The organism is Vibrio penaeicida (assembly GCF_030689305.1).
Lineage (GTDB): Bacteria > Pseudomonadota > Gammaproteobacteria > Enterobacterales > Vibrionaceae > Vibrio > Vibrio penaeicida_B.
Genome location: NZ_JAUYVM010000009.1, coordinates 130,732 through 151,200 on the forward strand (window position 1 = coordinate 130,732; position 20,469 = coordinate 151,200).

General features: G+C 43.3%; 16 protein-coding genes. 13 read left to right on the forward strand and 3 right to left on the reverse strand.

Annotation, left to right across the window (positions count from 1 at the left end; all coding sequences use genetic code 11):
• Genes Q8W40_RS15820 through pcp form a run of 13 tightly spaced genes read left to right on the forward strand, consistent with a single transcriptional unit; the run spans position 1 to position 11,031 of the window.
• Complete coding sequence (locus Q8W40_RS15820; protein WP_305398568.1) at positions 1-1,329, forward strand: type II and III secretion system protein family protein; 1,329 nt, start codon at positions 1-3, stop codon at positions 1,327-1,329.
• Positions 1,326-1,844: a hypothetical protein gene (locus Q8W40_RS15825; RefSeq protein ID WP_305398570.1), complete on the forward strand. Its 519-nt coding sequence runs from the start codon at positions 1,326-1,328 to the stop codon at positions 1,842-1,844. The genes Q8W40_RS15820 and Q8W40_RS15825 overlap by 4 nt, the downstream gene beginning before the upstream one ends.
• Entirely contained in the window at positions 1,844-3,073 is a 1,230-nt protein-coding gene (locus Q8W40_RS15830; protein WP_305398572.1) for an AAA family ATPase, read from the forward strand. The genes Q8W40_RS15825 and Q8W40_RS15830 overlap by 1 nt, the downstream gene beginning before the upstream one ends.
• Positions 3,073-4,359 (forward strand): CpaF family protein, encoded by a 1,287-nt coding sequence (locus Q8W40_RS15835; RefSeq protein WP_370693393.1) that lies wholly within the window; start codon positions 3,073-3,075, stop codon positions 4,357-4,359. The genes Q8W40_RS15830 and Q8W40_RS15835 overlap by 1 nt, the downstream gene beginning before the upstream one ends.
• A complete protein-coding gene (locus Q8W40_RS15840; RefSeq protein ID WP_305398574.1) occupies positions 4,356-5,276 on the forward strand; it encodes a type II secretion system F family protein in 921 nt (306 codons plus the stop codon). The genes Q8W40_RS15835 and Q8W40_RS15840 overlap by 4 nt, the downstream gene beginning before the upstream one ends.
• A complete protein-coding gene (locus tag Q8W40_RS15845) occupies positions 5,273-6,157 on the forward strand; it encodes a type II secretion system F family protein (protein WP_305398576.1) in 885 nt (294 codons plus the stop codon). The genes Q8W40_RS15840 and Q8W40_RS15845 overlap by 4 nt, the downstream gene beginning before the upstream one ends.
• A complete protein-coding gene (locus tag Q8W40_RS15850; protein ID WP_305398577.1) occupies positions 6,150-6,977 on the forward strand; it encodes a tetratricopeptide repeat protein in 828 nt (275 codons plus the stop codon). The genes Q8W40_RS15845 and Q8W40_RS15850 overlap by 8 nt, the downstream gene beginning before the upstream one ends.
• The gene (locus tag Q8W40_RS15855; RefSeq protein WP_305398578.1) at positions 6,967-7,461 is read left to right on the forward strand and encodes a TadE/TadG family type IV pilus assembly protein; all 495 of its coding nucleotides are present in this window, start codon (positions 6,967-6,969) and stop codon (positions 7,459-7,461) included. Before Q8W40_RS15850 ends, Q8W40_RS15855 begins: the two co-directional genes overlap by 11 nt.
• The gene (gene tadF, locus Q8W40_RS15860) at positions 7,442-7,984 is read left to right on the forward strand and encodes a tight adherence pilus pseudopilin TadF (protein WP_305398580.1); all 543 of its coding nucleotides are present in this window, start codon (positions 7,442-7,444) and stop codon (positions 7,982-7,984) included. Before Q8W40_RS15855 ends, tadF begins: the two co-directional genes overlap by 20 nt.
• A 22-nt stretch (positions 7,985-8,006) precedes the next feature.
• The gene (locus Q8W40_RS15865) at positions 8,007-8,384 is read left to right on the forward strand and encodes a hypothetical protein (RefSeq protein WP_101109883.1); all 378 of its coding nucleotides are present in this window, start codon (positions 8,007-8,009) and stop codon (positions 8,382-8,384) included.
• A 2-nt stretch (positions 8,385-8,386) separates the two neighbouring features.
• Positions 8,387-9,028: an OmpA family protein gene (locus tag Q8W40_RS15870; RefSeq protein ID WP_305398582.1), complete on the forward strand. Its 642-nt coding sequence runs from the start codon at positions 8,387-8,389 to the stop codon at positions 9,026-9,028.
• A gap of 54 nt (positions 9,029-9,082) precedes the next feature.
• A complete protein-coding gene (locus Q8W40_RS15875; RefSeq protein ID WP_305398583.1) occupies positions 9,083-10,384 on the forward strand; it encodes a TadE/TadG family type IV pilus assembly protein in 1,302 nt (433 codons plus the stop codon).
• An 8-nt stretch (positions 10,385-10,392) separates the two neighbouring features.
• Positions 10,393-11,031, forward strand: coding sequence for a pyroglutamyl-peptidase I (gene pcp / locus Q8W40_RS15880; protein ID WP_305398584.1), 639 nt, complete (start codon positions 10,393-10,395; stop codon positions 11,029-11,031).
• A gap of 185 nt (positions 11,032-11,216) precedes the next feature.
• Here pcp and Q8W40_RS15885 read toward each other — a convergent pair whose 3' ends face one another.
• From Q8W40_RS15885 to Q8W40_RS15895, 3 genes are all read right to left on the reverse strand, one after another.
• Positions 11,217-16,982 (reverse strand): condensation domain-containing protein, encoded by a 5,766-nt coding sequence (locus Q8W40_RS15885; RefSeq protein WP_305398586.1) that lies wholly within the window; start codon positions 16,980-16,982, stop codon positions 11,217-11,219.
• Entirely contained in the window at positions 16,979-17,815 is an 837-nt protein-coding gene (locus Q8W40_RS15890) for an HAD family hydrolase (protein ID WP_305398587.1), read from the reverse strand. Before Q8W40_RS15890 ends, Q8W40_RS15885 begins: the two co-directional genes overlap by 4 nt.
• Before the next feature lie 907 nt (positions 17,816-18,722).
• Positions 18,723-20,000, reverse strand: a complete 1,278-nt coding sequence (locus Q8W40_RS15895) for a dicarboxylate/amino acid:cation symporter (protein WP_305398589.1) — start codon at positions 19,998-20,000, stop codon at positions 18,723-18,725.
• Positions 20,001-20,469 lie beyond the last annotated feature (469 nt).

Genomic DNA, 20,469 nt, shown 5'->3' on the forward strand with positions numbered 1-20,469 from the left:
ATGCTTTTAATGCTTAAGCGCTTCGCGCTTATCTTTGTGGCTTTGCTTGCCTCATTTCCCGGACAAGCTGCCCGTATCTGGAACCTCGCTGAAGGTGAGGCCAGAAGCTTATCTACTGAACAAGAAATCACATCAGTCTTCATTTCAAACCCTAAAGTGGCGGATTATCAAGTAATCGATAAACATAAGGTTGTGGTATTTGGTAAATCCCTTGGGTCGAGCTCTTTGCTTGTGTTTGATGAAACGGGCAAAACCATCGCTAGCCGCAATCTAGTCGTTAATAAAAGCTTGGTGCACATTCAGCAGCAAGTTCAGCTTAAATACCCTCACGCGGAAGTCACCATTTATAACCTAGGTAAGCAAGTTGTGCTTAGTGGTGTGGTAGCGACCGAGCAAGAAAAAGACGAGATCAACATATTGGTTGGCGAGTTGATGGGCAAAAAGTCCGAAGACTACCAGCTAGAGTGGGACTTAGGTGACAACCAATACGAAATGGAGTTTATGAAGCGCCGTCATTTTGAAGGCATCGTAAACAACATTGAAGTTGCCTCAACTAAGCAGGTCAACGTTAAGCTTTCCATTGCCGAAGTATCGCACTCGTTTTTAGAAAAGTTTGGTGTTGAATACGGCAGCCTAGGGCATACCGCGGGCAACTTTGCCGACATGATCAAGAATTTCAGTGCGGATGACATCGTTTCTATCATCAGCGCCAGTGGCGATGACACCGTCGGACAGATTCTAGCGGAACCCAACCTTTCTGTTATTTCAGGTGAAAGCGCCAGCTTCCTAGTCGGTGGTGAGTTGCCTATCGTTTTGGTGCGTGATGGCACCACCGAAGTTCGTTTTAAAGAATTCGGTATTCGTTTGGAGCTGATGGCCAAAGTACTGCGTGACGAGAAAATTAAATTGTCCCTTATGCCGGAAGTGAGTTCACTCGATACCCAATATTCAAACGACAAATACAACCTGCCAGCATTAAAAACACGTCGCGCAAGAACGACGGTAGAACTTGGCGACGGTCAAAGTTTTGTTCTTGGTGGCTTATTGAGCACAGAAGACATTGAATCGCTGAGAAAAATCCCTTACATCGGCGACATTCCTGTGTTGGGTTCGCTGTTCAGAAAATCCGACACCAAGCGCAATAAAACCGAGCTGATCATTGTGGCGACTGTCAATTTAGTGAAACCGATCCACCCATCCCAAGTTCAGCTTCCAACCATGAAGAGATCCAGCACCTTATCTCGCTTCTTTGCGTTAGATAAAGAGTACCAAAAGGCGAGTGAAACATGGGCAAATGAAATTCTGGCTACCGGAGGCTTTAAGCAATGAGAAATCTAGGATTAGTCGCAGTTATCTTTCTTTTTTTAAGCGGTTGTGCAGACAAAGCAATTGAACGTTCAGGCTCCGATATTCATGTTGTCCCAGTTACGTACTCCATTGCGCTGAATATTGAAAAAAACAAGAGAAAGAGTGCGCAAAAGAAGCTGGATGAATTTGTAAAAGAGCATTGGGACGTCATTGTTAACCAAACCATAGAGCTCAGTTGGCGAACGCGTGAAGGCAAAAAGTGGGCACAAAAAACGCAGGCCCAGCTTCAAAAGCAAGGCGTATCGCCAGAGCAAATCCGCATTATTCAAACCGATGCTGGGTTTGGCGAGCGTTTTGATTTTGAATTCAAAACGGTGGTCTATAAGGCGCAAGTTGAAAGTTGTGATTACGAACAAGTCGGTTCTTATGGTGGAGTTAAGTATGGTTGCTTTGCCGAAAATGCGCGCTGGCAGTCGATGGAAAACCCAGAAAAAATGTTGACCAATTCGCCACAAAAAAATGGTGAGGGTCAGTAATGTTTGACTTAGTTGATCTGCTTAAAACAGATAAGGCTCCCGTCGAGCAGGAAGAAAAAATCACCTCTGTGCTCTTCCATCAAACCCAAGAATGCAAAAATTTGGTGGAAGAAGCGTACCGCTTTGAAGGGATCAGCGCGCCAGCGGTATTGGAAAATACCGATGCTGAAATACGTAAGCACATTCGTGAATCGACCATCGAAATCGTCATTGTAGAGCTTAATGTCAGCGACAATGTGACGGAGGATATGCGCCAGATCAGTCACTTATTACCTAACCACGCTTCAGTTATCGTGGTCGGCAGTGAAGATGCGATATCAACCATTCGACACCTCAAAGACATGGGGTTCTATTATCTGTTTTGGCCGGTGACTAAACCGGAATTGATCGACTTTGTTCGTAACGTTAATGACAACCGTCATCGAAATAGTGGTTTAGGCAAAAACAGAAGCGCTAAAAAAGTCGCCGTTGTTGGGGGGAAAGGAGGGGTAGGTGCATCTTTACTTTCTGTCGAAATGGCCTACGAACTGACCACCAAAAAAGACAGTAATTGTGTCTTGGTTGACCACAGTTTCTTTGGCGGCAACCTCGATATTTTATTGGGGATGAAACGTTTTAAAAAGCGTTCCATTTCATTGGGTGCATTGAGTGCAAACCTTGATGCATCGTACGCTCATAGCATGACCACAACAGTCAACCCAATGTTGTCGTTGTTGTCAGTGGATTCGGATGAGCTGAACGAAACCCAGCTAAAAGAGTACACGCGGACGTTGTCGGATCAGCTTTCAGATCAAAACAATTTCATCATTGAAGATTTATCGCGCTCATCGTTCAGTAAATCCGATATGGATTACATGGCAAGTGAGTGCGATATCGTTGTTTTGGTAATAGAACCGACCGTTTCGTGCCTAAGAGCGATGGCTTCGTTGGTGGCGAAAATGGAAACGTTGAACTCCACTGCGCGTTTTATCACCGTTCTCAATTACACCATGCCTGAAAAAGCGTCCACCGTTAGCCGACAAGATGTGGTGAAGTTCCTTAAACAGCCCATTGATGTGGAATTCCCTTATGAACCGAAAGCGGGCGAATTGATCCTTGATGGCAAGCGACTGTGCGATAGCAAGCTAGGAATTAGTGGGAGCATTCATAAGCTAACGTCGTTGATGTTGGGTGAATCCGTAGTGTCGCAAAAGAGCAGCATATTTAAACGCCTAGTGAAGAGAGCGTGATGATAGACCAATCCAGATCCATATATATCGCCATTCGTGAGCAAATTTTCGAAGCGTTAGAAGCCGAAGCGGTGACCACATTAACGAAAAGCCAACTCAGCAAACAATTAGCGAACGCCATAGATGTACTGATAGAACGTCAGAATCTATCGGTTGCGACTATTGTTCGCGAAGAGTTTGTTAAAAGCCTAGTCGATGAATTGCACGGGTTAGGGCCATTGCAAACGCTTATGGATGACGAATCCATCAGTGACATCATGATCAATGGTCACAAAGACGTGTTTATTGAACGAGGCGGGCTTGTAGAAAAATCGCCAGTCACGTTTATCGATGAAACCCAGTTGCTTAATATCGCCAAGCGCATTGCATCACGCGTGGGTCGCCGAGTGGACGATTCTTCCCCGACGTGCGATGCGCGATTGGAAGACGGAAGCCGAGTCAATATTGTTATTCCACCTATCGCGATTGATGGGACGTCGATTTCCATTCGTAAATTCAAGAAACAGAGCATTGGCTTAGAACAACTTGCAGGCTTTGGTGCAATGAGTGCAGAAATGGCAAAGCTTCTGATGATTGCTTCGCGTTGCCGACTCAACATTTTGATTTCTGGTGGTACGGGTTCGGGTAAAACCACCATGCTGAATGCGCTGTCTCAGTTTATTTCTGAGAAAGAGCGCATCGTTACCATTGAGGATGCAGCCGAACTTAAAATGATGCAGCCGCACGTAGTCAGGCTCGAAACGCGAAAAGCCGGTATTGAAGGAACAGGGGAGATTGATCAGCGAGGGTTGGTGATTAACTCTTTGCGTATGCGCCCTGATAGAATCATCGTGGGTGAGTGTCGTGGTGGTGAAGCGTTTGAAATGCTTCAAGCGATGAATACAGGGCACGACGGTTCCATGTCTACGTTGCACGCCAATACCCCACGCGATGCCCTTGCTCGTGTTGAAGCCATGGTGATGATGGCAACCAACAACCTGCCACTGGAAGCTATCCGGCGCACCATTGTCAGTGCCGTAGATTTGGTTATCCAAATCAGTCGATTGCACGACGGAAGCCGTAAAGTGATGAGTATTTCCGAAGTCGTTGGCTTAGAAGGCAGCAGTGTTGTACTTGAAGAAATTTTCCGCTTTCAAGCCGCAGGCGAACATGCCGACGATGGCAAAATCAAAGGTAACTTCATCACAGCTGGCTTGATGCAGCGTTCTGTTTTGGTGGAAAAGGCGCGATTCTTTGGCCTAGAAAGCCAACTGAATGAAGCTTTTAAGCTAGGGCAATCGTCATGATCTATTGGATAGCGCTTTTGGTAGGTGGGGTATGCATTGTCCTGCTCAATCGTAATCAAACGTCTAAATCCAATCCATATTTGGAAGAGTTAAACCAAACCATTTTGGTGTCCTCCATGGATGGCGACAAACAGGCGGTTAACCTAAATTCATTAACCAACGAATCCATCTCAGAAAAGCTTCGCCGCTACGTAAAAACGACACGTCGGCAGCTTGGCGCCTTGCCTGAAATTAAAGCGATATGTTTTTGTATCGTATTGGTTCTGGCCGGTTTGTACTTCAATCAAAACTTTGTTCGTGGCAATCAATTGATTGTGATTGCCGTGGTTGAGGTGGTGGGGATTGCATTTGGTCTCCATTGGCTGCAAAAGAGAGAGCGGAACCAGTTTGAAGATTCCTTCCCTGACGCACTCAACATGTTAGCCAGTGCCGTGAGCGCGGGTGAAAGTATCATGCACGCCATCTCTTTTGTGGGCAAAAACCTGGAAGGGGAAGTGGGTCGAGAATTCAAATTGATGGGGGAAAGGCTTCAGCTTGGAGAATCGCCAGATACGGTTTTTGCTAAGTCGTGTAACCGCTTCCCTTATCCGTCGTTCTATTTCTTCGTTATTACACTGCGCGCCAACATGCAACGTGGTGGGCAGTTAAAAGACATCATCATGCGCCTCAACCGATTGATGTTCGATGCGCGAGCAATTGAAAAGAAGAAGTTTGCTCTGACATCCGAGGCAAGAACGTCCGCCAAAATTGTTGCAGCAATTCCATTTATCTTCATTTTGATGCTCAAGTACATGAACCCTGAAAACTACGAGTTTGTCATGTTCAACCCAGAGGGACGCCCCATTCTCTATTACGTACTGGGCAGCGAATTTATTGGGATCACCATTGTTTGGATGCTCATGAAGGCGGTGAAATGATGTTGAATTCTCAGCTTGAGCTTTTTCTGTTTCTCTCTTTGATTGTGTTTGGCTTAGCGTTTTCTGCTTACGCCTTATATAGCCATTTCGATAAATCCAAGCGAATGAAACACTTTACGACCATTGACGAACCTTTAGCGAAGAAACCGTTATTTGTAGAGCTACTGGACAAGGTCGAATCGCTTTTTTCTAAAAGCGATAACGATGTTGCCGACAAATTTTATGCGGCAGGTTTTTATCATTTCAAATACGCAAACCTTTATATTCCTGGCAAATTTACTCTATTAATTGGTGGAGCTGGTGGGTTTTATTTCCTTTCGAGGCATCTAGGTTGGGAACAAAACTCCGGTTTTATCGCGATTGCGGTTTGGGTTGTGTTTTGTCTAATCGCGCCCGACGCCTACCTTAACTCTAAAATGAAGGCATTAAGAGGCAAACTGTCTAGTCAGCTTCCTTACTTGCTTGATTTGTTGGCCGTTTGCGTTCAAACCGGTATGACGATTGAAGCTGCCATGACGTACTTATCGAAAGAAATGTCCGGTTTCGATAAAGACTTAGCCCAGTTACTGAAAAACACCAATGACCGTTCACGTATTGTTGGCTTAGATAAAGCGCTAGACGAGCTGTACGACCAAGTACCGACTAACGAAATGCGCAGCTTTACCATGACGTTAAAGCAAAGTCTGCATTACGGTACGTCTATCTATGGTGTTCTTACGACATTAGCGGCCGACATCCGTGATGTCACCATGCTTTCGATGGAAGAAAAAATCGGCAAGCTCGCCGCCAAAATGTCGGTTCCCCTAATCCTATTTATTATGATGCCAGTGGTGATTCTGATTGCCGCACCTGGTGTGATGAGGATGATGTCCAATGTTTAAACAATCCTTTGCTCGTGTTTGCCACCAGAGCCGTGTAACGGTGTGTCTATTGGCTATCGCTGTGCTTTCTGGGTGCGCTACTCAGCCTGAGCCGTCTTCTCTTATTGAAGAGGAAACATTGCTTATACAATCAGGAAACCATGAAAAATTGGTGGAGTACTATAAAGCGCAACTTTCCAAGAGTGAAAACCGCCAAACGCGCATGAAATTAGCGTTGGCTTACCTGAATTCTGGTGATCCGGAATCGGCACTTTTCTTTGTTTCGCCATTAAACATGGGGCAACAAGCTCATACAGAACCTCTTCTAATCGAAGCGAAAAGCCTCTATTCCCTCGGTCAATTTCGTAAAGCAAAAACTCAGGCGTTAAAAGCTTATCAGTTGAAGCCTAATAACGCCGAAATAGAGAATTTATTGGGCATGATTAGTGCGGCAAATTCCGACTTGGAAGAAGCAAGGCAGTATTTCACGTCTGCCAGGACCAACTTGTACGACGACATCAAAATTAAGAACAATCTGGCAGTTTTAAACATTGTTGAAGGTCATTACCAAAAGGCGGTGCAACTGCTATTGCCTATCTATTTAAAAGGCAAAGCGGACAAACAGATAGAAGCCAATTTAACGTTAGCCATGGCAAAGATTGGCAACGTTTCTTACATCAAGGATATGTCGAAAGGCGAGCTATCGGATCAAGAAATATTCGAGCGCTACCGTGCATTGAAAGACAGTAAGACCATCGGCGAATTCAAGGCAGATGATGTCAAGGTGAATGATTCCAAGGTGAGCCATGCCAAGACGAGTGAAATAAGCCATGAAGGGTAGCAAGAAGCGAATACGAGGCGTTGCGTCTATAGAGTTTGCACTTGGCTTTATGGCGTTTTGGATGATGTGCATGTTCTGGGTAGAGGTGAGTTACATGTCCTTTGTTTCTGCTGTCACCGATATCACTATTTCGGAAGCCGCGAGAGAATCCAAAAAGAGCCAACAGAGCTACGACAAAGTTTTCCAGAATGTCATCAATAACAGCGGTAGTGTGTGGGGAAAAGTGCTCGACCAATCCAAACTGAGAATGTCTGTTCAGTATCTGGCATCTGTTAGTGACTTAGAGCGTCACAAAGCCCCTTGTAAGATCCCAAAAAATACCCCACTGGCAACGTGCGGAAAAGAGAACAACAGTGCCATTGCCGTGTATCGATTGGATTATGAATTCTCGCCAATCTTCACTTTGTTTATGGACAATAGCTCGTTGTTTCGTCGGGAAGTCATTGTTATTCAGGAATACGAACGTGACAAATTTAAAATTTAAACAGAAAGGCAATTTTTCTGTGGAGTTTGCCATTGTTGGTGCTTTTGTTTCTTTGTTATTGGTGTTTAGCGCTGATGTGATTTTAAAGATATCAGCAAAGGGAAAGCTCGATAGGCTTTCTTACTCCTTGGTCAACATCTTGAAAGAGCGTACGCAGCTATACGGAAACAACTACAAAATCACCCGTTCTGAAGCGAATGCCATTGTCACTATTGGTCGAAATTCCTTGAGTCGCACCATGGGAAATTTCAATGAAAACCAACTTGGGGCGTTAGTAGAAGAACTGACTTTTAAAGGCATTAAGAAACCGAACCCATTAAAAAGCTATGCCATTGGTGGTCAGGTTTGCAACGTCACTCAACCACTTAGTGAACTCTCTCACTTGTCTGTCGTCACCTCGTGGGAACGTCAGGCGACGTTGTATCGCATTACCCTATGTTACGAAACGGACAATTGGTTTGGTTCGATTATTGGCGACAGTTTTACTACGGTGAGTTCGTCTTCCGTCATGCTGGGTCGTTAAACCTCAATATTGGAAACAGTGAATGAAAACTCATTTTCTCTGTGCTGGCTTGCTCACTCTGTTGGCCACAACAAACGCATACTCTTCCGAAACCTACATCTTTATAGACGGAAGTAATGATACTCAAAAAAACTGGGTGGAAAATCTTAACTCTTTATTTCTTCAGGAAGATTTGGAGACAAAAGAGATTGTTATTGTTGATATTTCGGACAGTCAGCAAACATTTACGGGTGAATTTGATTACATCCATGATCGTGATGGTGTCTATATGGCGACGTATCTTCCACGCCGGATTCCAGAAGTGATCGAAACTCAGCACACTTTTAATTCTCATTCTAAGCTCGAAGATTTTGCGGCCAAGTTGCTGAAAAAGATCGATAGCAATACCAAGGAAAAATAATCATGACACAACTTCTTACGCCTATCTTTGCCGCGACCATTTTGTCCATTTCGTCCCTAGCTGCGAATGCAACTGAACGTGAAACTCACGCGTTAAATTTCTACTGTGGTGGAGAGAACATTGAATACGAGAAAAAGATTGAAGTTGGGCAGGGAACACGGGTAGCGATCAATCAGGGCCCCTTTTATCAAATTGAACAGCTAGACCAAGAGCCTGCGACTCAAGCATTTATTACCCAACAAATTGTGTCTAGCGGCATTGATAAAGAGTGCAGTGAATATTTGCTGACCAATAGTACATTGCAATTCGTGAATGAATCTCAGGTTATTGCTCGGGTTTTCTTTGGTTTTGATCAGTCTAAATTGACGCAGAAGTCGCGCTACATTCTCAATACCATCGCCAAACAGATCTCAACAAGCCAAGGTAACTTGGTCGTAGAAGGGCACACCGACAATATAGGCGGTGAAAGCTACAACATGACATTAGGCTTGAAACGTTCTGAGACGGTTGCAGAATATCTCGAAAATCAAGGTGTTGATAAGTCATTGTTGACCTTGACGTCTAGAGGCGAAACTAAGCCTGTTCAAAGCAACCAATCTGACCATGGCAGAGCGTTGAATCGACGTGTCGAAATCAAGCAATAGTCGCTTTCATCTGTAAATCGCCCCATATATCACTCCAATCACTACGAGTCAGTTATGCGTTCATCATTACAACAACAGCGCGGTCACGCTGCTATTTTATTTGCGATTGCCCTTCCAGCACTTTTTGGGCTCTTTGTGCTTGCGACAGACGGCGCTTATGCATTGCAAGCCAAAGCGCGAATTGATAACGCGACGGAAGTGGCTGCTTTGGCATTGAGTGCAAAAGACGCAAGTAATAAAGACAGTGCAGGAGCCGGAAGTGGGAGTGCTGTGAATCGCAAGATCGCTACCGATTATATTGGCGCATACATGGGGGATAGCACCAAAGTTAAAAACCTCAGGATCACGCGTTTGGAATGCGAGCAAATTCCAGAGTGCAAAGCAGGAATAAAAAAAGGCGAACAGAGGTACATTCAATTTAATGTGAGAGCGGATTATGATCATGCCACTTTCTTCACAAGCGGCGGTCCCGCAAGTGGGTTTGATGGCAAAGTTACCGTGAGCAGCGCTGCTACATCACAGAAGTTTGAAGGGGACGCCGTAGACATTATTTATGCAGCGGATTTCTCGGATTCAATGAACAGAGGTTGGAGCGGCGGTAATAAATCAAAAGTGGAAGATTTGAAAGACATCATTGTAGAGGTGAATCAAAAGCTCAAAGATTACAATGATAAAAACAACCGGAAGTATGTGAACACGGTTGGCATTATCCCTTTTAGATCTGCCATTAAAGCCAAAATTCGCGGAACTAATCGATATTGCGAAATGAGTCAGCTGGTTAGAAAAAGCAAACACTATTCTTGGGCAAGCTTAAGACCGAATGAAATAAACTATTCGAAAACAGCCAAACAAATTTTTGTCGAGAAAGGCAGTTCGAATTGTGTTCACCAGCCGAATTGGGCGCGTGATAAAGAAGTTAAGCTGACAAAGGATTTCAAAGATTTTAATTCTAAGTTAAGTGGTTTTGTTGCCTATTGGGGGACCGCTTCTTATCAAGCCATTATTCGGGGTGCGCAATTATTGAAAGAGGGCAAAAATGCCAGGCGTTTAATCATTGTCCTTTCAGATGGTGCTGATTCCAACATAGCCAATATCAGCAACGCGGCGGTTCATCAGAAGCTGGTTGATTTAGGTTACTGTAATACCATCCGAAAAGAGCTTTCTAAAGGCAAAACAAAGGATGGCAGAAAGATTAAAGCAAAAATAGCCGCCATTGGTTTTGCGTACGATGCTGAGAAAAACCGAGCCCTTAAAGAGTGTGTCGGTGCCGACAATCTCTATAAAGCCGAGAATAAAGCGGAAATAAAGAGTAAAATCCTAGACTTGATTACAGAGGAAATCGGACACCTTAAATAAGGAACTTTATGAAAACCGTTTTGATCACAGGCTTTGAACCCTTTGGTGGAGCCACGATTAACCCAGCTCTGGAAGCAGTTAAGCAACTGGAGGGTAGGGAACTCAGCAAGGGGCGAATTGTTACCTGTACGGTTCCTGTAGTGAGATACGAATCGGTCGACATGGTGAAGCAGGCTATTCAAGCACATAATCCAGACATTGTTATCACGGTAGGACAAGCCGCAGGGCGAGATGCTATCACACCAGAAAGGGTGGCAATTAACATTGATGACTTCCGTATTCCAGATAATGGAGGGTTGCAGCCGATAGATGAACCCGTGGTGGCAGAGGGTCCCGATGCGTACTTTTCTACTCTTCCTATTAAAGCAATATGCCAAGTTTTGAATGAAAATGATGTGCCAGCGAAAGTATCGAATACAGCAGGAACGTACGTTTGTAATCATCTCTTCTATGGGGTTCAGCACTTCCTTTCTGAGTCGAATATCCGCCATGGCTTTGTTCATATTCCACTCTTGCCTGAGCAAGCGGAAGAATTAAAAATGCCCGGTATGCCTTTGGATACGATTGTTGAAGGTTTAGCGCTTATGGCGCAAGCGTGTATAGACCATACTCGGGACATTAAAGTGTCGGAAGGAACGATTTGCTAGCTGGTCTGTTAACCTTTCAACCTTTCAACCTTTCAACCTTTCAATCTTTCAATCTTTCAAGCAGAAGCTAACGCGTCCGCCATTTGATAGAAATAAAAAATAGAAAATAGAAAAGCCAGCTGTTTTCAGCTGGCTTTTGTGTATCTAAGCATGGTGCTTAGATTAAGGTCAACAGACCCTAGTAGTTAGAACGCTTTTGCTATTGAGCATAAAGATCCAACATCAAGCGAATCGTTGTCGCAAAGTGTTAGCAATGATGAGAGAAACTCATTTGCAATCAGATTCGCTACTTCTTCACTGATTTCAGTGGAGTCAAAGAAGAGGTTAAACGACATCGCATGCCCCGATGTCACCGACATGATGATTTGATGGCTTGTGCCACTTACGGTACCTAACCGCTCCAAGGTTAAGTTTTGCGTTTTGGGGTGTATTGGTTGTATCCCGTGCCCCATTTGGCTATTAAAAACAAACAACGTTCCGCCACGGGTGGTTGGCACCCATTCTTCATCGTATTCGTTTAAATCAAGAAAACCATATTCCAATCGTTCCGCGCTGGACTCTGCAATCTGCGACAGCGCTCTTGATACATCGCCATTAACATTAATGCGCAGTGGTGGAGTCGCCGAAAAGACACCCATCATACGGTCAATATCAAGGATACTGGATGGTCTCTTAGCGAGAGTCGTATTAAATACGATGTCTTTTTTCCCTGTCGCTTTGCTTAAGGTGTGCGCCCAGCCAAGCTGACACAATTGATTGGTGGTGACGCTATGTTCACGAGCTCTTGCGATTATCTGACCGCTTTCCATATCGGTAAGCTGCATGCTGATACTTTGCATACGAATTGGGTTATCACACAGCGAATCTGCTGATCGAGGTAGGCAAAGATTTTTTGGCGCACCTTTCAGGTAGTTTCGCCAAAACGCTCGTGCTTTGCTGTCATTCTGATAGTCGTGAATGTAATGAACAAAAGGTTCAAAACTAAATGGTGTCACATCGGGTTCACGCCCTAACAGTAGGGACTCATAGTCTCTCATTACTTCGGCGAGGAATGACTTCATCGACCATTGGTCGAAAAGTACTTGGTGATAGGTCAAGATCATGGCATGTTCGTCGTTGCCGAAGTTACCCAGCCATAAGCGCATCAAAGGTGAGGACACCTCACTGATTTCACGTCTTCTTTCTATCACGAGATGTTGCGTCATTTCTGCATCTTTGTCTTTTTCAGAAACGCCAGTGCAGTCTTCATATTTTATCGGCATCTTGCTGTTTTCTGGCACGATGACCAAGGGTTTGCCTTTTTCAAAGGCGTCACAAAATACTGCCCGCAAAATATCGTGGCGTTTCAACGCAATGTCCCAAGCTTGTTGAAAGGCGCTTGTGTTTAATGTGCCGGATAATTGGAAATATTCCTGACCAATTTGGAAATCGCGATTGATTCTATTGGAGTAAAGAAGTGCACGTTGAGCGTGCGTTGCCGGGTAAATAGCGCTGAGAGAACCCAGTTTGCTTTCTATGGTTTCTATATGCTGCTGATTTAACGTAACGTTTCTCAAATCAGACGGCGTTAATGTGTTCGGTGTTTCTGTGTCGGTACAGTGGGCGACAATTGCTCTGACTTCTTCGGTAAAATTCAACATCAACGAAGTTAGGTTGATCTGCAAGCTGGTGACTTCAAACTGAATGTGGAGTTTGCCTTCCAAAATCCAGCACACAACCTTCATTTCTCTTAGTGGTTTGTTTTTCTCCCCAACCATATAGCCAAGGTTACAGAGCTCCATATTCCACTTGTTTGGGTTGTCGGATATAGAGTTGTATTGCCCTAGGTATTTGAAGCTTATTGAAGCATTTAACCTGCTTTGTAGACGGCGACGAATACCGCTGTCAGGGTGATGGTACGCAAGGTGAAGATAGTTTGCCCCTTCTTCAGGAACGCCTCGGAAGCTTTCCTTCACGTTTTTGATTTGTTGGCTGAGATTGGTTTTCGTTGACGGCAGTTTTAATGGAAAAATACTGGCAAACCAACCGATTGTATCGTCCACTTTTACGTTGCTTGCGAGTTCTTGTCGACCGCACCCTCTCATCAGAACTTCGGTATTCTCACCTCTTTCAATCAGTATGTTTGAAAGTGCAGTCAGGAGTAATTCACGAGGGCTAGTTCGATAGGGTGTGTTTGCATCGGATAACAACTGTGCCGTGACACGTTCATCCACTGTGATGATTTCAACTCGAGATTGAACATTAGGGCGGCATTTAGGGCTGAAACTGTCACTTTTAAGCCAGTACGCTGTTTCATTTTTGCAAATTCGCTCTAACTGGGCATTTAAACTTTGCGTAAAAATTTGCACACCGGAGTAGTTTGGCAGTTTGGTATCGCAGCCTCCATCGTACAGCGCTTGAAGATCTCGAGCGATGATGTGCCAAGAGGCTGAATCAACGATTAGGTGATGGGCACACAAGCACAAATAGATAGTGCTTTCGTTTCTAATACGGTAAAGCACGGCTTTGAACATAACGCCTGCACCGGATTCTATGTCGAACGTTTCATTCAATCCAGCTAAGTAGATATCAAGCTCTTCGTAATTCGCGAACGATTCCTCTGCGAACGAAAACAAGTCTTCATGTGTATCGATGAGTTCTTGTTTACCCGTTTCGAACGTTTTGTTGAATCGAGTTCGGAATATATCATGGTGTTCTGTTAATCGTATGAGTGCTTGCTCCATACGAGCACAAGAAACGTCGGCTGGCAGTGAAAGTGTAACCGCATGGTTATAGTGGTTTGGCTGCATGAAGTTTTGTTCAAAAAACCATTGCTGCGCGGGTAATAGGTCAACTAAGCCTGTTGTTTCTCCGCGAACGATTTGTGTGGGTGCTTCATGCTTTATGTGTTCTGACATTTCTGAAAAAACGGTATGTTTCATTATATCTATGGTGTCGAGTTTCATGCCGATAGACTCCATTTCAACGGATAGTGTTATAGCAGAGACTGAATCTCCACCTCTGCTTACAAAGTCATCTCTAATGGATAAAGAGGTCTGTTGTAAGACAGAGCATGCCTTCGACAAAAGTTGTCTCTGGATGCTAGTAAGGTGACGTAAATCATCATCAAATTCTGTGGTAGGGATAGGTAAAGCCTTGCGATCGACTTGGCCATTGTGTGTCAGTGGCAAAGCGTCGAGTTGTACCAAAAACGCTGGCTGCATATACGTAGGGAGTTTGTTTTCAAGAAGCGTTTTGATTGAACTAGGTGGAATTGGAGAGTGAGCAACGTAATAGCCCGCCAATACCTTTCTGTTTTCTTGTGGGAGTATAGTGGCAACTGCTGACGCGATGCCTTCTATTCTTTCCATCGCGGCTTGAATATCATTCAGATTAAAGCGGTGTTCTTTGTACTTTATTTCTTCATCTTTTCTACCGCTGAAGTAAAGGTAGCCATCTTGTCCCCAGTAGGCGTGATCACCCGTTTTGTAGACTCGAATACCACGCACATTCAGTTCCGGAATATTCGTGACGATGAAGCGAGAAGTGGTGAGTTGAGGCTGCCCTAAATAACCGTCTGCTAACCCACTGCCGCCAATGAGGATTTCTCCCGTGACGCCTTTTGGCACTAATCTGCCCTTCTTATCAACCAAATAAACGCAGGTATTGTCACAGACTTTCCCTATCGGAATTCGTTGTTGCTCTGCATGGTGAGGTTTGCATATCAAAGCGGTAGCGTAGACGGATGTTTCTGCTGGTCCGTACAGATTGATGATATTGGGTATATTGCTGTCTAAAGCTTTGGAAATGGCATTAGCCGAAACCAAGTCTCCACTAAACACAAGTGTACTGATACTCTGAAAGAGGTCGTCTGGGTAAGAGTGGATATACCGTTCCATCTCCCCTGTTGTTAGATAGATGTGATCAATTTTATGAGTGTTGATAACGGATTTCAGTTTATCGGGATAGTGGGTTGTTTGTCTTGCCGATACCACCAATGTTTTCCCGTGAGTCAGAGCCGTCCAGAGCTGTAATGTGGCGGAATCAAAGGCTTCGTTAGAAGAGAGAAGAATTCGCTCACCGATGGGTATGGTGGTTGAAGGGATGATACGGCTGAGCAGAGCTTCATGTGAAAGAGCGATACCTGTTGGTGAATCTATTACGCCAGAAGTAAAAATAAATTGGCTTACATTACTCGTAGGGAATGAATCGGGGAGGGGCAGGGTAACCGCTTCTAAATCGCCCTCAATCGGAGAAGTCCACGATTGCGTTTTGTTGTGCTTATCAAGGTGTACGCTATGTTTACCTAAAATCGTCATTGGACATAGCTGCTCGACAATCGTTCGTTTACGCTCGTCCGATTCTTCCCGATCAAGGCATGTATAAGGCAGCCCCACATACTGAGTGGCGACGATGGCAATAACCGTTTCAGACAAACTATCTAGGTCTATCGCAACGGGCTTTCCCCAATGGCTAGACGGTCGAAATTGGTTAAAATAGCGAACGTATGCGGCAATGCTTTGATGAAGTTCTCCGTAGGTGTACTTGTGTTGGGAAACATCATCGATAAGCGCGATATTGTCTGGTGTTTCTATTATCCATCGGTGTACGTGCTTAGCCAATGAAACGTTAGAAACAGTTTGTTCAGTTTTGTTTTGTTGTTTGAAGAATTGATGCTCGTGTTCTAGCAAGATGGACGCACTGCCAACAGGTTTGTCCATTGAAGCCATGACCTGGTGAAGTAGATGTTCAAAGCGCTGCAAAAAGTTTTCAAACATCCCACTTTCAAACTGAGCTTTTACGTAGTCGAATCGAAAGCTGAAATGTGAACTGGCGGAATCACAAAAGAGCAATTGAATACTGGTGTTAAGCTCCAGTAACTCGTAGTTGAAGGATAGAGTGACTCCGTCTGAAAGTTCAAAACTATCGTCGATACCCATTGTCGAGCCGAAGGCTACGTTGGTGGGTTCTTTTATTTCTGTTTCAGAAGACTCATTCAGCTTGTTGATCAGATCTCGGTAGGGGAGCGCTTTATAGGACTGAACTGCTTGGTTGAACGATCTTATCTCATCAAAATACGCTTCAAAAGATTGGTTTTCTTCGAGATCATAAACATCGAGACGAGTGTTAACAAAGCAACCGAGAGTTTGCCTAGATTCTTTATCTCTCATATCCATAGGTGAAGTCACACCAATGAGGTGTTGATCCGCTAATCGACCAACAAGCAAGGCATATACGGCTTTGAAGAATAAGTGAGGTGTTAAGGTGTTTTCTCTACAAAATGTCTTGATTTTGTCGCTAAACCCAGAGGATAAGGAAAGAATACTGGTTTGAGTTAGCCGGCTGGTCGTTCTTGATAAGACCGGGAAATTAGCTGTTAGCGAACGAGAGAGCACTTTTTGCTCCCACACTTTACAGGCATCGTCCTTTTTATCTTCTGCTAAATGAAGACATTGGCATGGGCAGTTAACATCCAATTCAATATCGCAATCCATGCAATTGGCTTTGGTTTGCCTTTGATATTCATTTTTAATGACGTCGAGAAACAGTGTAAAACCTGTACCATCTATCGCTATTTGGTGGCACATGGTGATAACTTTGAATGTGTTATCAGCTAACTTCAGTACACAGGCTTTGTATAGCCTTCCTTCACAAGGGTCGATTTTGTTGAAATAGTAGTGGTCCAATACGATTCGGTATTCTGCATTAGGATCCCGTTTGTTGGTGAAGTCATAAAACTCAATGCTGACTGGTGAAGATATGTGAGTTTTATAGAGCTTGTTATTTTTGAGCTGATAATGGCAATGGAAGTTTTCAGCTTGGAAAGCCGTACGTATCGATTCAATCAAAGCTTGCTGGTCTGCGTCGCCATGCAAATCGAATGTAACAAACGAGTTGGATAGCATGTTGCTCGGTTCGTTCTGTGCTTCAATGAACACATTCAGCTCGTATGGTGTTGCAATCGATTTCATGCGTAGCTCCCCCTAAGTGACAAATTGAAGAACTTAATGAGAAACTTTGCGACGCCATCGTTTGCGTTACTTTGCGTAAATAAAGGGTTAGGGAGTCGACGAGGTAAATCCGACATTGCATTTTGCATTACAATGCCAAGCGCTGCGGTTTTTAATATGGTCTCATCGCTCATACCGTCGCCAAATGCTATCGCTTCCTTTTCTAGGTCGATGCCCTTCAACGATAAATGCCGATCAGCGGCGGTGGCTTTCGTTACATATTTGGGGCTGATTTCAAGATAGTGATTAGCCGAAAGGGTGATTTCACATTCATTTTCGAAAAGGCTTCTTAGTTTTTTTTCAACTTCTTCAGTGTCATGAGAAGTTGATACAAGAAGCTTATTTGCTTTTAAAGAAAGAAGATGCTTTGGTCGGTGAAGAAAATAAGGGAATTGAGACTTTGAAGAATAAGCACTGACGTTGTGATTGACTTCGCTGACATGCCAGCCATCAGTATCAAATACACTAACATGAGTATTTGGACCAGACAGAAATCTTAAGAGTTGTTGGTAAGTCGAATGAGGAAAGGTAATGTTTTGTGCGTAAGCCAATTCGTTCGTTTGTGCTTCTAACGCACCATTGCAGCCTAATATTGTTGGTGAGAAATCAAGTGGCTTTAGCTGCTTGAAAACATCTCTTGGATGCCTCCCCGTTGTTAATATAACTTCAATGCCACTGACATAAAGTCTAGTTAAAATACAGCTTGTGTAGTCTGTAATTTCCCCCGCTGGGTCTAGTAATGTGCCATCTAGATCCGTAACTATCGCTTTAATTGTGTTGCCGTTAACGATCATAATAATAAACCTGTAGATATAGTTATCCTTCGCCAGTTGCAATGTATGCGTAGCGGTGGTGGTCATTGACCTTATAATTTTGTAATCCCAATTAAGATTAAATTAATACGTGGCTTGTTATTTAACTCGTGAACCAAATCGGAAATTATTCGAGCTCTAAAATAAATGTTTGTAATTGTATGATTTAATAAGGTTTTTTATGCACTTAATTTCGTAGCGCTTTTTATTTCAGGAGATAGTAATCATATTTTTTGCTGAAAAAAATCCCTAAATGATACTCTGTATAACTTGGCTCAATAATGGGAATAATGAACATGTAATTCCAATAATTGAGTATTTAAAAGTATTATCATTAACGAGATTTTTATACGGTCTTTCATTCAGTATTTGATATTGCTCTTATAAAGATATAATTATTTGACCTATATATTGAAAGTTATTTCTTATTTAGCTCGACTTAATTCTCTTAATGTTTTCCTATAATGAGCAGCTCATAAATTTTAAATTCGATACCATATAATGAGAGTTATTATGTAATACATTGATTTTTAGCTTAATTACCCAGCTATACTCGTGAGTTTAAAATAAATTAATGCACTAACTTATTGTGAATAAAGCGGGTATTGTTTTTTTCGTTGAAAAATCAATAATAGTTTATGATATTAGACTCATATTATCTACTAAATAAAGAAATGTATTGCGGGTTTTAAAAAATTGGAACAGATGCACGTAATGCTTTTCCCATTTTCAATTTGGTATTAAATCGGTTGAAGCGAAATCATAATGGTTTTGAGGGAAGCGAAAAAAAGACACCTTTTCGGTGTCTTTTGGTATTTTTCGTAGGTTAAGTAACCTAAAAGCGTAGCAGTTATGCTTAAGCTAGCTGCTTGAACATGTATCTTTAAGGCTATGCTTGAGAAGCTTCTGAAGAGATATCCGCTTTGGCTGTTTGGTTGTATACCTTTTCATCTAACTCGCCTTCGCTTTTACCGACAAGCGTTGAGACCATAAGGTCACCGCACACGTTTACGCTTGTACGTGCCATGTCTAGAATACGGTCGATGCCCGCAACAATAGCTAGGCCTTCAAGCGGCAGCCCTACGGTTGTTAGCACGAGTGAAAGCATAATCAATCCCGCTCCAGGAACCCCAGCCGTACCAATAGACGCCAGAGTTGAAGTTAAGATGATCAACAGGTAATCAGAGGATTCTAGTGTGACACCAAATGCCTGAGCGATAAATAAAGCACAAACACCTTGATAGAGTGCTGTGCCATCCATGTTGATTGTTGCGCCCAACGGCAAAACAAAGCTGGATACGCTCTTTGAAACGCCAAGCTCTTCCTGTGCAGATTTAATTGTGGCTGGCAAAGTACCGGAGCTACTCGTGGTGGTGAATGCAACGGTTGCTGGATTAACAATGCCTTTCAAGTACTGAATAGGGCTCAACCTGCCTACAACGGTAATCAAGCCACTGTAGAACACGACCACATGAATAATACAACCGATGTAAACAGCCAATATGACCTTGCCTAATGGCAGCAACACATCTAATCCATATTTTCCTGCAACCCAAGCCATAAGTCCAAAAATGCCAAAAGGAGCAAGCTTCATAACTAACGATGTAAGCTTATACATACCTTCCGCCAAGCTCTCGAATACTCGAATAGCAGGTTCACCTTTTTCACCTATCAAAGTAAGAGAGACGCCAAGCCCAATAGCAAAGGTAATAATTTGCAGAATATTTCCAGAGGCCAGTGCATCGACTGGGTTTTTGGGAATAATGTTAAGCAGCGTTTGGACCAATGATGGTGAATCTTTTGCCGCACTTACCGCCTCGGTTGCGGTGATATTGATCCCCGCACCAGGAGTAAGAAGGGTAGCAAGCGCCAACCCGATCGAGATTGCAATCGCGGTTGTCGAGAGATAGAGGATAACGGCCTTTCCGCCAATTCGACCCATCTTTTTTGTGTCTTTCATTGATGTAATACCTACAATCAATGAACAGAATACAAGTGGCACGATTAGCATTTTGATCAAATTAATGAATAGAGTACCGATAGGTTTTAAAACTTCGGCACTTGGCCCAAAAATTGCGCCAACTGCTACCCCAGCAACCATTCCGATCACAATTTGTTTCCACAGGCTTAATCCTGATGAGCCGTTGTTTGTCGTTGTATTCGACATGTATATTCCTTGTCCTAAAAAGTCGTTTTATATTGTTATATACCCAAGTGTTTTGAGATTACTTGGGTATTTGGGTAGTAACCCATTACTCACAGTGGCGAGCTCAAAGTGTGAGCCCAATAGCATATGAGTAAATCGTAATGCAAATGAGATGCAGTGATATCTGTACCATAATTTATAATTCACGTATTTATGTATTTAGTGGAAACATGCTGTGAATCTAATAATTTATAAAGATTTATTGCATTAGAATTAAGTGAAATAAAGTGGTTTTAAAATAACTAGGTTGAGATTACTTGGGTATATTTAACCCATGTTAGAAAAATTTGAACATATCCTTCAGAGTGAATGGGTATACATAATGGGTAGGGTCAATCAAACTAGTATCACTGACCTATAGGTGTATCGTTCAATAATTTTTTTTGGAACACCAATTAGTTAGCTCAATAGGTAATTAAGTTGTTGGGTA

What these genes read in the sequence shown, in the direction of transcription:
- Q8W40_RS15845 (WP_305398576.1), top strand. Translation starts at nt 5,273, where the DNA reads ATGATGTTGAATTCTCAGCTTGAGCTTTTTCTGTTTCTCTCTTTGATT.
- Q8W40_RS15835 (WP_370693393.1), top strand. Translation starts at nt 3,073, where the DNA reads ATGATAGACCAATCCAGATCCATATATATCGCCATTCGTGAGCAAATT.
- Q8W40_RS15825 (WP_305398570.1), top strand. Translation starts at nt 1,326, where the DNA reads ATGAGAAATCTAGGATTAGTCGCAGTTATCTTTCTTTTTTTAAGCGGT.
- Q8W40_RS15885 (WP_305398586.1), bottom strand. Translation starts at nt 16,982, where the DNA reads ATGAAATCGATTGCAACACCATACGAGCTGAATGTGTTCATTGAAGCA.
- Q8W40_RS15875 (WP_305398583.1), top strand. Translation starts at nt 9,083, where the DNA reads ATGCGTTCATCATTACAACAACAGCGCGGTCACGCTGCTATTTTATTT.
- pcp (WP_305398584.1), top strand. Translation starts at nt 10,393, where the DNA reads ATGAAAACCGTTTTGATCACAGGCTTTGAACCCTTTGGTGGAGCCACG.
- Q8W40_RS15870 (WP_305398582.1), top strand. Translation starts at nt 8,387, where the DNA reads ATGACACAACTTCTTACGCCTATCTTTGCCGCGACCATTTTGTCCATT.
- Q8W40_RS15840 (WP_305398574.1), top strand. Translation starts at nt 4,356, where the DNA reads ATGATCTATTGGATAGCGCTTTTGGTAGGTGGGGTATGCATTGTCCTG.
- Q8W40_RS15895 (WP_305398589.1), bottom strand. Translation starts at nt 20,000, where the DNA reads ATGTCGAATACAACGACAAACAACGGCTCATCAGGATTAAGCCTGTGG.
- Q8W40_RS15830 (WP_305398572.1), top strand. Translation starts at nt 1,844, where the DNA reads ATGTTTGACTTAGTTGATCTGCTTAAAACAGATAAGGCTCCCGTCGAG.
- Q8W40_RS15890 (WP_305398587.1), bottom strand. Translation starts at nt 17,815, where the DNA reads ATGATCGTTAACGGCAACACAATTAAAGCGATAGTTACGGATCTAGAT.
- Q8W40_RS15855 (WP_305398578.1), top strand. Translation starts at nt 6,967, where the DNA reads ATGAAGGGTAGCAAGAAGCGAATACGAGGCGTTGCGTCTATAGAGTTT.
- Q8W40_RS15865 (WP_101109883.1), top strand. Translation starts at nt 8,007, where the DNA reads ATGAAAACTCATTTTCTCTGTGCTGGCTTGCTCACTCTGTTGGCCACA.
- Q8W40_RS15850 (WP_305398577.1), top strand. Translation starts at nt 6,150, where the DNA reads ATGTTTAAACAATCCTTTGCTCGTGTTTGCCACCAGAGCCGTGTAACG.
- Q8W40_RS15820 (WP_305398568.1), top strand. Translation starts at nt 1, where the DNA reads ATGCTTTTAATGCTTAAGCGCTTCGCGCTTATCTTTGTGGCTTTGCTT.